General features: G+C 68.0%; 10 protein-coding genes and 1 pseudogene. 4 read left to right on the forward strand and 7 right to left on the reverse strand.

Translation table 11 applies throughout. The features are described from left to right. Window positions 1-443, forward strand: a pseudogene (locus tag L1066_RS02855) (hypothetical protein); the annotation flags it as partial. 586 nt (window positions 444-1,029) lie between these two features. On the opposite strand, the gene L1066_RS02860 reads toward L1066_RS02855, so the two are convergent. The 4 genes from L1066_RS02860 to L1066_RS02875 all read right to left on the reverse strand — a co-directional run bounded on the left by L1066_RS02860 (window position 1,030) and on the right by L1066_RS02875 (window position 5,339). Next, entirely contained in the window at window positions 1,030-1,323 is a 294-nt protein-coding gene (locus L1066_RS02860) for a hypothetical protein (RefSeq protein ID WP_235734885.1), read from the reverse strand. Continuing rightward, on the reverse strand, window positions 1,302-2,369 hold the full coding sequence (locus L1066_RS02865; protein ID WP_235734886.1) for an FAD-dependent oxidoreductase: 1,068 nt from the start codon (window positions 2,367-2,369) through the stop codon (window positions 1,302-1,304). Before L1066_RS02865 ends, L1066_RS02860 begins: the two co-directional genes overlap by 22 nt. 83 nt (window positions 2,370-2,452) lie before the next feature. Continuing rightward, window positions 2,453-4,588, reverse strand: a complete 2,136-nt coding sequence (locus tag L1066_RS02870) for a DEAD/DEAH box helicase (protein ID WP_235734887.1) — start codon at window positions 4,586-4,588, stop codon at window positions 2,453-2,455. Window positions 4,589-4,847: 259 nt separating this feature from the next. After that, complete coding sequence (locus tag L1066_RS02875) at window positions 4,848-5,339, reverse strand: nucleoside deaminase (protein ID WP_235734888.1); 492 nt, start codon at window positions 5,337-5,339, stop codon at window positions 4,848-4,850. A gap of 119 nt (window positions 5,340-5,458) precedes the next feature. Between L1066_RS02875 and L1066_RS02880 the strand changes: the two genes are divergently transcribed. Next, a complete protein-coding gene (locus L1066_RS02880; RefSeq protein WP_235734889.1) occupies window positions 5,459-6,043 on the forward strand; it encodes a peptidase associated/transthyretin-like domain-containing protein in 585 nt (194 codons plus the stop codon). Continuing rightward, window positions 6,040-7,035, forward strand: coding sequence for a hypothetical protein (locus L1066_RS02885; RefSeq protein ID WP_235734890.1), 996 nt, complete (start codon window positions 6,040-6,042; stop codon window positions 7,033-7,035). Before L1066_RS02880 ends, L1066_RS02885 begins: the two co-directional genes overlap by 4 nt. 78 nt (window positions 7,036-7,113) lie before the next feature. Here L1066_RS02885 and L1066_RS02890 read toward each other — a convergent pair whose 3' ends face one another. Both L1066_RS02890 and L1066_RS02895 read right to left on the reverse strand, forming a co-directional pair. Further along, on the reverse strand, window positions 7,114-8,793 hold the full coding sequence (locus L1066_RS02890; protein ID WP_235734891.1) for an alkaline phosphatase: 1,680 nt from the start codon (window positions 8,791-8,793) through the stop codon (window positions 7,114-7,116). A gap of 206 nt (window positions 8,794-8,999) precedes the next feature. Next, entirely contained in the window at window positions 9,000-9,437 is a 438-nt protein-coding gene (locus tag L1066_RS02895; protein ID WP_235734892.1) for a hypothetical protein, read from the reverse strand. A gap of 77 nt (window positions 9,438-9,514) precedes the next feature. Between L1066_RS02895 and L1066_RS02900 the strand changes: the two genes are divergently transcribed. Then, window positions 9,515-10,153, forward strand: coding sequence for a hypothetical protein (locus L1066_RS02900; protein WP_235734893.1), 639 nt, complete (start codon window positions 9,515-9,517; stop codon window positions 10,151-10,153). 153 nt (window positions 10,154-10,306) lie between these two features. On the opposite strand, the gene L1066_RS02905 is transcribed toward L1066_RS02900, so the two are convergent. Next, window positions 10,307-11,341, reverse strand: a complete 1,035-nt coding sequence (locus L1066_RS02905; protein WP_235734894.1) for a GNAT family N-acetyltransferase — start codon at window positions 11,339-11,341, stop codon at window positions 10,307-10,309. Window positions 11,342-11,529 lie beyond the last annotated feature (188 nt).

The following is an 11,529-nucleotide window of genomic DNA, read 5'->3' on the forward strand; positions in this document are numbered from 1 at the left end:
AACCCGGGTGGCCGCCGGCAACCGGAGCCGTCGGCACGATGGACTCCGCCACGGATGACGGCCGGCTACCTGACCAGCCGCAAGCAGTTCGGCGTCACCCTCAACAACTTCCAGTCGCTCACCTTCCGGGCCGCCGACCTCTACATCGCCCTGAGCTCACCCGGAGCCTGGTCGGCTGGGCCACGATGGTCGAGGCAGAGGCGCCCGAGGAACTGGCCGAGGCCAGCACCCGGGCAGCCTTCCAGGTCGCCAAGGCTGGCCGGCTCATCGGCCACGAGTCCATCCAGTTGCACGGCGGCATCGGCATGACTGCCGAATACGCGATCGGCGCCCACACCGCGCACCTGTTCACGCTCGAGCAGTGGCTCGGAACCGGCGGCCACCACCTCAGTGCCCTGGCGGCGACGGTGGCCGACCACGGGGAGGTCGAACCGATCCGTTGACCGACCGCCCCACTCGTCCATGGTTTGGGAGGACCATGGACGATGTGGGGGTGCCTGACTGGCCGGTCGTCCCGCTCTTCTGCTTCCTGTTCGTGCTCGCATGCGTGCGCGGCGGAGCGACGTACGCCGTGGGCCGTGGGGTCCGCAGCGCGGCCGACCGCAGGAGCCATCTCGCCGAGAGCGAGAAGATCATCCGCGGTGAGACGATCGTGCGCAGGTACGGCGCACCTGCGGTCACCGCCTGCTTCTTGACCGTGGGGCTCCAGACCGCGGTGCTGGCGGCGGCCGGGTCGCTGCGCATGCCGCTCCCCGCTTCGCTCCGGCGCTCGCGATCGGCGCCCTCTTCTGGGCGACGATCTATGTCACGATCGGGTTCGCCGTCGTCGAGGCCATCTGGGGTGGCCGCGCCTGGGTCCCGTTGGCGGTTGCCGCCGGACTCCTCCTGCTCGCCTGGCTGGGCAGCCGGGCCCGTCGCCGCTTTGCCGCCGACGACGAGGCATAGTCCCGGACGAACTTGTAGTGAAACGCGGCGGGGACTACAAATTCGTCAGGGACTATCGCGGTGGGCGGGCGGCGCCCGGGGTGGTCAGCTACGCGCCGCGCGGATCATCTCCTCACGGGGCACGACCTTGATCCGTTCGCGACCACCCGACTCCCCGAGCGCGAGTTCGTGGGCGTCGAGGCGCAGCCAGTCCTCGTGGGTCACGACGTCCACCCCGCGGGCGGCCAGGTGCTCGAGGATCGACTCACGCGCCGGCGACTCCGGCACCGGGATGCCGTCGAGATCGTCGAGGAGGCTCCGGATGGTCTCGGCCGCATCCGACTTGGTGTGCCCGATGAGCCCGACCGGGCCGCGCTTCACCCATCCGGTGGCATACACGCCGGGGACCGCCATCCCGTCGAGGTCGAGCACCCGGCCGGCATCGTTCGGGACCACACCTGCGGCGTGGTCGAAGGGCAGGTCGGGCAGGTGCGACGAGAGGTAGCCCACCGCCCGGTAGACGGCTTGGACCGGGGTCTCGACGTACTCCCCGTGCCGACCGCGTTGCCGGTGCCGTCGAGCTGGGTCCGCTCGGTGCGGATCGCCTCGACCCGCCCCTCTCCCAGCAACGCGACGGGTGCGTGGCACAGGTGGAGGTGGATCCGATGCGCGGCACCCGTGGGTGTCGCCTCCAGATACTTCAGCAGGGTGTCCACGACGAGCCTGACGCCCTTGTTCGAGCTGATGACCGACTGGCTGGCCTCATCGATCTGGAAGCCGTCCTCCTCCACCAGCACGTCGACACTCGGGGAGTGGGAGAGTTCCCGCAGCTCCATGGGCGAGAACTTGACCTGCGCCGGACCGCGACGGGCGAAGACGTGCACGTCCTTGGCCCGGTTGGCGGCAAGACCACGATGGACGTTGTCGGCGATCTCGGTGGTGAGCTGTTCGTCTGCCGGCTTGGCGAGCATCCGGGCGACGTCGAGCCCGACGTTGCCGGCCCCGATCACCGCAACCGACTCGGCATCCAGGGTCCAGTCCCGCGGCACGTCCGGGTGACCGGCATACCAGGAGACAAAGTCGGCGGCACCATGGCTGCCGGGAAGGTCGATGCCGGGGATGTCCAGAGGACGATCCGTGGCGGCACCGGTCGCCACGATGACGGCGTCGTAGTGGTGCTGCAGGTCGGTCAGCTTCAGATCGGTGCCGAACTCCACGTTGCCCAGGAAACGGATCCGCGGGTTCGCGAGCACCCGGCCCAGGGCCTTGATGATCTCCTTGATCCGTGGATGGTCCGGCGCCACGCCATAACGCACCAGACCGTACGGCGCGGGAAGCCGGTCGAGGACGTCGACCTCCGCTGCGTCGTACTCCTTGGTCAAGATGTCAGCGGCATAGATGCCGGCAGGGCCGGCGCCGACGACGGCAACACGGATGGGGCGCATGAAGACTCCTCGCATCGAGATTCAGATAAGGCAAGCCTTACCTAAATGCGAGGGTGGGCCAACGTGATGCCCGACACAGCTCCTCAGGCGAGTGCGGCACGCTCCCTGAGTGCGTCCTCGAGCAGGCCCACCAAGGCCTCGACCTGGATGTCGGCGGAGTCGACGATCTCCTCGTCGGAGCCGTCCAACGCTCGGGCCGCCAGGCTCGCCTTGGAGTCGATGAGTTGGGCGATGCGGGCGTCGATCGTCTGCGCCGCGATGAGCCGCCACGCGGTGACCGGCTCGGTCTGGCCGATGCGGTGCACCCGGTCGATGGCCTGGGTCTGCTCGGCATTGGTCCACGAGAGCTCGGCGAGCACCACGTTGGACGACACCTGCAGGTTGAGGCCGACCCCAGCCGCGGTCAACGAGCAGACGATGACCTTGACCTCGGGATCGTTGACGAAGGCATCGATCTGGTTCTGTCGCGTGGTGCTCGACTGATCGCCGCGCACCGTGGCATAACGGATGCCACGCTGCTCGAAGTAGGCCTGCGCGGTGTCCATGACGTCGATGTGCTTGGCGAAGAAGACGACCTTGCCGGTGCTGTGCGCCAGTTGCGCGGCATAGTCCGCGGCCATGGTGACCTTGGCGCGACCGATCTCGCGCACCATCGAGAAGACGTTGCCGCCGGTGGAGGCGCCGTTGGCGTCGTTGACCTCCCAGCCCGCAACGCGGCGGACCAGGTCGAGGTCGATCTCGCCAGCATCGAACTCTTCGCCCGCCTTGGCTGCCTTGGCAGCACGGGTCGCGATCGCAGCGTCGTAGCGCTGCATGAGGCGGGTGGCCAGTTCGCGCTCGGCGTCACGGATGGAGCGGCCGAGAGCGCCCTCGAGCTCGACCGGGAGGTCCGCCACCCGGCGGGCAGGGATGTCGGAGGCGACGTCGACCTTGCGACGCCGCACGATCCCCTGATCGACCACCGCTGAGCGAGCTGCCGGATAGAAGGCGTGGTCGATCGGGGTCAGACCGGTGCGCTCCAACGCCGCCATCAGCGGACGGGTGGGCACCTTCTGGTCGATCCAGCCGAGGAACTCCCACACGGCCCGGAAGTCGTCGACGTCATTGATGAGCGGGGTGCCGGTCAGCGCCATCATCAGCGGGTTCCCGCTACGACGGCGGAGCCGGTCGGCGATGTCGAGCACGTTGCGGGAGCGCTGCGACTTGCGGTTCTTGATGAAGTGGGCCTCGTCGACCACCATGCCGCGGAAGCCATGGTTGCCCATCCAGTCGACGTGGCGGTCGAGGACCTCGTAGTTGACGACCACGATGTCGGCGAACCCGTCCATCGACTCGCCGTCGCCGTGGATCACGGTGACGTTGCGGTGCGGGGTCCACGCCTTGGCCTCGCGCGCCCAGTTGGTCTTGACGACGTTGGGGACGACGCAGAGCAGCGGATAGGCCCCCGCGGCCTCCGCTGCCAGCAGCGCCTGCGCCGTCTTGCCCAGACCGGGCTCGTCGGCCAGCAGGAAGGTGCGGTGCCCCTTGGCTGCCGAGGAGATCACCTGGGCCTGGTGGAGCATGAGCTCTCGGCCGCTGGGCGTGGTCGTGGTGAGCGGCTCGGGCAGCTCCATGGAGGAGCGAGCACCCGGCTTGGCCTGTTCGAAGGAGTTGAGCAGTGGCTCGATGAGCTCCCACCCGATGAGGCGCCGCTCCTGCGGCATCTCGACCGGGGTGAGATAGACGGGGGCCCGGAACGGCTGGGCCAGTTGGGCTGCGCGGACGCTGGGCGGCGTGACCTGACGCTCGTGGCGGGCGACGGCCTCGGGGTCCTCCGGGGCCGGCTCCTTCTCGGGCGGCGGCTGCATGCCGCCTGCGATCTGCATCTCGCGCATCATCCGCTTGGCGGACTCGGACACCTCGGCCTCGTCGGCCAGGAGGTGGAAGAACTGGGGCTCACTGGCCGCTGTCTGGGCAAGGATCGTGGCGATCCCGTCGAGCCGTTTGAGCTGGCCGTCGCGCTGGGCCTCGGAGAGGTCGGTGTCGGCCTTGACCCGCTTGCGCTCATCGCGCGCGAGCAGGGCGATCACTTGGAACTTGGTGTGCGTGGTGGTGCTGATCTGGCGCCGCTGGACGTCATGTTCGACCTCGCGGACGGCCTTGGCGAGCACAGGAAGGATGCCCTCGTTGTCCCGTTGCTTGCGCCCTCCGCCGCTGCGGTTCTGGCGTCGCTGTGCCAATCGACTCTCCTCGTACGTCGCCTCTTGCGACTGCGGGACCCCCACCTCGACGGCGAGCGGCCAACTCCTGCGCCGTCCCAGCGGGACGGGCGCCCGAGGCATCGAGGATGCTCGGGATGGAACTACCCGGGTCTGCGAGAACTGCTCGCTGTGGAGTGTGAGTCGCGGTGACCGTTCGCGGAAGGTGCCCGGCAAGGTCGGTCAGGACCCGGCAACGCGTTCGATGCTACCTGACCCCGGGCTCCTCACACGATTCGAGTCACCCCCGGAGCCGGCGGGTGTGCTCGAGGTGGACCTCGCGCATCTGCTCGGCCAGTGCCGGCACCGGGCCGAGCACCTCCACGTGTGGCGCGATCTCCCGGGCCGGGATCGCGGCGACAGGTCCGTCCGGCCAGCCGAGCTCCCGCCGCCACGTGGTGAGCTGGGCCGACGAGGCGACGTACACGATGCGGCCGAGGCCCACCCAGCCGTGCGCGGCCGCGCACATGGGGCAGTGCTCGCCCGAGGTGTAGACCGTCGAGACGGACCGCTCCTCGGGAGTGAGGTGTTCGGCCGCCCAGCGGGCAAGCTCGAACTCCGGATGCCGGGTGCTGTCCCCGCCCGCCGTCCGGTTGATGTCCTCGGCCCGCACCAGCCCCTCACCGTCCACGAGCACCGAGCCGAAGGGCTCCTCCCCTGCCGCCATGGCGTCCCGTGCCAGTTCCACGCACCGCTCGAGGTGTTCGAGGTCCGCTGCCGTGAGTTCACGCATGGACCGAGGCTAGGCCCACGTGCACCGAAACACATCCGCAGGGGGTTTGCCCGCGCTCCGTTCGCGGTAGGACGAGCATTGGCCCGCGGTCGGCGGGAGAGTTCGTGAGGGGAGCCCCGATGTCCGCGAGGCGCATACGCCTGTCCGTCGTCACCGTGCTGGTGGCACTGCTCGGCACCTGGTTGGTCGCCGTACCAGCCGAGGCTGCTGCGAAGGGGGTCGTGACCGGTAAGGTTCTCGGACAGCTGGCAGGCCAGTCGGCCAAGCCCGAGGCCGGGGCGTGGATCGCCCTCGACCGGCTGAATGCCGACGGCTTCCACGACAACGCCTACCGCTCGGGCAACACCAACGCCAACGGCGTCTTCACGATCAAGGACGTGCCCAACGGCAAGTACCAGGTGCGGATCTATCCCAGCAACGATGCTCTCGGCTACGAGTACTACAAGAACAAGTGGAGCCCTTACGGCTCCAGCTACGTCACCGTCAACGGCGGCAAGGTCACCCTCGCCAACGTGGTGCTCGAGCAGCCCGGATGGATGACCGGCAAGGTCACCGGACCGACGACCGCCGAGATGAAGGACGTCTCGGTGATGGTGCAGGACTCCCCAGCAGCGGCGGTTACGGGTTCACGGTCAACTCCAACGGCACCTACGACACCCGCACCGGCGAATGGACCGGCAACACGATCCCCGGTTCCTACGTGATCAGCGCCAGCTACAGCGGCTATCAGGCCGACGACCCCGTCTACACCAGCCCGTCGGCGACGGTGAAGGTCTCGGCCGGCAAGGCGACGAAGGTGCCCGACCTGGTGCTCAAGCGCCGCAAGACCGTGGTGTTCACCGCGACCGACAGCGCCAACCGTCCGTTGAAGTACGCCCCCGTCGGCCTGTGGATCCAGCAGAAGGCCGGCGGCCCCTACCAGTCCGCCCAGTACGGCCCGATCGAGACCGATGCGAACGGCAAGTTCCGTCTCGTCGAGGGACGCAACTACAAGGTCAAGTTCTATCCCGACAAGAACACCCCCGCCGGCAACGTCGCCGAGTACTGGGACGGTCCCTCCGGGACCGGTTCCTACGCGTTGCAGGACGCCACGGCCATCACCTGGCCCAGCAGTGCAGCAGTGAAGCGCTCCTACACCGTGAAGCTGGGCGCGGCACCCGCGATCAAGCAGGGCAAGGTCAAGGTCAAGGGCACGCCGAAGGTGGGCAAGAAGATCAAGGTGGCCACCAGCAAGTGGCCCGGCAACGCCAAGCTCCGCATCCAGTGGGAGCAGGACGGCGTTCCCATCAAGAAGGCCACCAAGCGCAAGCTCAAGGTGACCAACAAGATCGCCAAGGCCACCAAGATCGAAGCGCGCGTCACCGCGACCCGCGCCGGCGACCGAGCCGTCGACAACGTGAGCGCGCCGAAGGTCATCAAGAAGCTCGCGATGAAGGCGAAGAAGCCGAGGGTCTCCGGGAAGGCCACGGTGGGCAAGAAGCTCACCGCGAAGCCGGGAGCGTGGCAGCCCAAGAAGGTGAAGTTCTCCTACCAGTGGCTCCGCGGCGGCAAGCCGATCAAGGGCGCGACCAAGAAGACCTACAAGTTGAAGGCCGCTGACCGGAAGAAGCGGATCCAGGTCAAGGTCACCGGCAAGCTCGGTGGCTACAAGACGGTGACCAAGGCCAGCGGCAAGACCGCGAAGGTCAAACGCTGAGCTGACCCCGAAGGCCACAAGCGTCGATGCCCGTGCAGCTGCTGCTGCACGGGCATCGACGTCTTGCGGTTCAGCGGGTCACTTGGTGACCTTCACCTGCTGCTTGGCGGTGGCAGTGCCGCCGGCGCCGGTCGCCGTGACGACGACCTTCAGCTTGCCCTTCTTCGCATTCTTGACCTTGACCTTCACGACGCCACCCTTGGTGGGGGCGTTCTTGCTCGCGAGGGTCTTCGCGCCCTTCTTGACCGTCACCTTGACCTTGGTCGCGGACGAGGCGGCAACCGCGACCTGCAGACCCTGCTTCTTGATCTGCTTGACCGAGATCTTCTTGACCGCAGCGACCGAGGCGGCCGGCTTCGGGGTGGCGGGCGTCGGCGTACCGACCTCGCTCGGGGTGCGCCCCAGCATCGTCGCGAAGAGGTCGGTCTGGTCGATCACACCGGTCACGTTGGCGGCCTGCGGGCCGGAGGCGGCGACCCGGATCTGGGTGCCGGTGTGGTTGGAGCCCGACTCGGCGGTCGAGTAGGCCACCGTCATCGGGTCGCCGTCGGCGGTCTGGACCGTCGCGGTCTGGCGGCCCTCGCCGGCGCTGCCGACGATCTGGGTGGAGTGGCCGTGGTCACCGGTGACGATGATCAGGGTGTCGGGGTTCTGCTCCTGGTAGTCGAGCGCGACCTGGACGGTCTCATCGAGCGACTTGAGGTCGCCGATGGCGCCGCAGATGTCGGAGGCGTGCTCCTGCTTGTCGATCATGGCGCTCTCGGCCTGCAGGAAGAAGCCCTCGTCGTTGTCGAGGAGCTCGATGGCCTTCTTCGTCATGTCGGCAATGCTCGGCTGGTCGCCGCGATCGGCCTCGGTGCACCGGGTGTCCGGCCCACCCACGCCGCCGGGCTGGGCGACCAGCGGCTCGTAGATCGGGGTCATGTTGCCGCCGGTGAAGAGGCCGAGCACCGGACCGTCCTCGAGGGAGTTGATCGCCTCCATCGAGTCCTTGTCCTCGACGAGCCGGTAGCCGTGCTCGGACTCGGCGTACTCCTTGACGGTCGGTCCCGCGTCCGTGGCCTGGTTGTAACGGTTGAGGCCGCCGCCCATGAGCACGTCGATCTTGTTGTCGACGAGCTGCTCCGAGATCGAGCCCTTGCCACCTTCGGACTTCTTGGCCGACGTGCAGTTGGCCATGTCCGCCGGGCCCTGGCAGGCGCGGGCGTTGATGTGCGAGGCCGCCGCGGCCGGCGTGGCGTCGGTGATCTCCGCGGTGGAGACGTTGCCGACGAGCTTGCCGTCCTGCTTGAACTGCTCGAGGACGGTTCCGTAGTCCTCGCCGGGGACGTTGGCCGCGGTACTCGGTCCCTGCGAGATACGACCGTCGATGGTCTTCTTGCCGGTCGACCAGGCCGAGGCCGTCGGGGCGGAGTCGGAGACGTAGGCGATCGGGTAGTCCGGGCCCTCACCCGCCTTGTAGCCGTGCGTCGTCATGGCACCCGTGAACGGAAGCGCGTCCAGCGCCGCGAAGCGGCCGCTGGCGCCGTGCTCGTAGTTGCGCGCCGCGGTGATGACGGAGTCGTCCATGCCGTCGCCGATGATCAAGATGACGTTGCGAGGCTTGGAGGGGTCGATCTGGGAGGCAAGGTCTGCGGACTTCTCGTCCGAGAAGCCAGTCGGGTACTGCGTGAGCTCTGCCTGAGCAGCGATCGTGCCAACGAGCACCAGCCCCGCTGTGGCAGCGGCGGCGAGCGCGAAACGTTTGCGTCCGAGCACGGGTGTTTCCTTCCGTTGAAGTGGTCTGGACCGCACGGAACCGGTGACACACGACTCGTTGGGAGCCTCAGGGCGACATCTCGGTGTCCATTGGGTGACCACTCGTGCAGACGCAGGGGTGACGAACGCCTGGGGTGGGCCCAGAAATCACCTGAGCCACCCGATCGCGCAGGATGGTGCGATCAGGTGGCTCGGGTCGGGCCGGGTCAGGGCAGGGTCCAGGCGCCGGGACGCTCCTTGGTCATGAGGCCCTGACGGATGAGGCTCTGCCTCGCCTTGCGGGCCGCGAGCTGCCAGCGCAACTCGCCGGTCGGCGTACGGTCGCGGTCACCGGAGCGGAAGTGCTCCTCCAGACGCTCCTCGATGGCCGCGAGCGCGAGGTCGTTGTCGAGCTCACCGTCGGCCTCCTCCAGAAGCTGGAGGATCAGCGGCTCAAGCTCCTCGGACGACGTCCACTTGCGTACGGCGCTCCGCGTCGCGACGGGCGGCTCGGTGCTCTTCCTGGCTCGTGGCGTGCTCGGTGCCTTGGTCTTGCGGGGAGCTGGAGCCTTGGGCTGGGCCACCGGTTCCGGTGCTGGCGGACGCCCGTGGTGGCACTGGCTCAGCGGGAGGTCACACATCTCGCAGTAGTCGTCGCCGTTCATCGTCCGAAATCCTACGCCTGTGGTTGGGACGCGGGCGCCCCGGGAAGGGTGATCTCGCAGACAGGACGGAGGCGACCATGGTGGACAACCACTCAGGCATGTCGGACTGGGGCAGTGCACCGCCCGGTTCGCGGCCCGGCCCACCGCCCCGCGCCGGCCGGAACTGGCCCTTGATCGCCGCCACCGCGGTGACCGCAGCGGTGGTGATCATGTCTGCCGCGCTGGTGTGGGCAGCAGTGTCGGACGACGACGTCGACGACCCGCAGGAGGGCCAGGTCTATGACGTCTCCACCGCCGGCCAGGCAGCGTTCGTCTCGCCCGACGGGTCGGTGCTGTGCAATCTGGAACGTACTCAGGTTCGTTGCGATGTCCCCGAGCATGGCTATCAGCCTCCCGACAAGCCCGGCGACTGCGAGCTCTCGTGGGGACAGGTGCTGACCCTCGGCGCTGATGGGGCGCACTTCGCCTGCGTCGGGGACTTCGCCCTGATGGCAGCGTTGGACGACGAGTCCGGCGCCTCGGGTGATGTCGGTTGGTTCGACGCGGCGGCGAACCCGACCGTCGACTTCCTCGGCGAGCAGTCGGCCGGCCTTGCTCCAGGCAACAGAATCGTCCTCGGGGACCTCGCCTGCACCGCCTTGGCGACGGGCATCGAGTGCACGCGAGGCGACGATGTCGGCTTCATCGTCTCGGGTGACTCCTATGAGTTGAGGTGACTCGTGCGGCGCCGCGGCGCCCGGACTCCGACGCTGTCGGGGCGACCTCGCTGACGCGTCAGGTGAGGAGCCAGTTGACGAGGCTGGCCACCACCAGGAACACCACCAGGAAGACCACGATCCCCACGAGCGCGGCCAGCACCTTGTTGTCCTTCATCCTTGCACCTCCTCGGCCACCGGCACGTCCTTGTGCCACGACTCGGTCACATACTTGGTCACCCACCCCATGGAGACATAGAGGCCCTCGGCCCCGGTGGGTGAGTCGGCGTCGACCTCGAGCGCCACCCGGTTGCGACCACGTCCGGCAGCGTCGGCAATGATCGTGTTGAGCATCCCTTTCGCCACTCCCCGACCCCGAGCAAGGGACCGCACGCCGATGTAGGCAACGTAGGAGCCTGCAGGATCGCCGCCGAGCTCGGTGCCCACCAGTGCCCCCACAGGTTGCGGGTGGGAGCCGTCCATCAGCTCAGCGAGCCACCAGTGGTCCCAGCGATGCCCCGGGTCCTCGCGGAGGCGGAAGACGAACTCCTCGAACGTCTCCTCGTTGGAGTTGAAGTGGTCGGTGAAGGCTTCTTCGAGCACATCGTGCACCGCATGCAGGTCGTCTTCGTCGGGCATCCCGTTGCCGGCACGACGTACCAGCCGGAAGCGGACCCCCTCCTTCTCCCAGGAGACGGGTGACGGCACCAGGTCAGTCTCGGGCGCCTCGACCTGGCGGCTCATCTGCCACCAGCTGCGCACCCTGTTGAAGCCCGCGTTCTCCAGCCACTTGTGCTGACGTTCGTCGTCGGCGAACGCCTCGAGATCGATCTGCTGGACAGCGAGGCCTCGCGCGGCGCCCACCGTGGCGGCCTGCGCTTCAGCCCAGGCGAAGAGTACGTCGGAGCAGACGTCGGCATCGGCGGCCGGCAGGTCACGATCGACCACGTGGCGAAACATCATCCGCCCAGAGGCTCGGTCGTGGACGGTGCCCCACGCCCGGATCACGCCGGCACGGTCGCGCACCACGACGTTCTCACGCATGCGGGTCCCGGTGTCTCCGACGTCGACCAGGACGTCATCGGCGGACGCGGTGGACCAGCCTCGACCGTCTTCCTGCTGAGCGCACAACAACTCCTTGAGCCGCGCGACATCGGCCTCGCTGGAGGCGTCTGGGGGCTCTACCTGCCAAGCGTGTGGCAGGTCCACATCATCGGGGAGCGCTTCTTCGGGTTGACTTTCGAATCTGTTCTCATCCGGAATCATCGCCGTCCAGCCTCCCCGATCACCGCTCCTTGAAACTTTGCGAGTCTCGCCAACCGATACGCTACGCCGCTCTCGCCGCCCCGCAACCAGTCCGATGAGCCGATCCGAGCACCCGGAAATGCACCGAGGGC

Origin of the sequence: Nocardioides alcanivorans (assembly GCF_021555175.1) — a bacterium.
In the GTDB taxonomy this organism is placed as follows: domain Bacteria; phylum Actinomycetota; class Actinomycetes; order Propionibacteriales; family Nocardioidaceae; genus Nocardioides; species Nocardioides alcanivorans.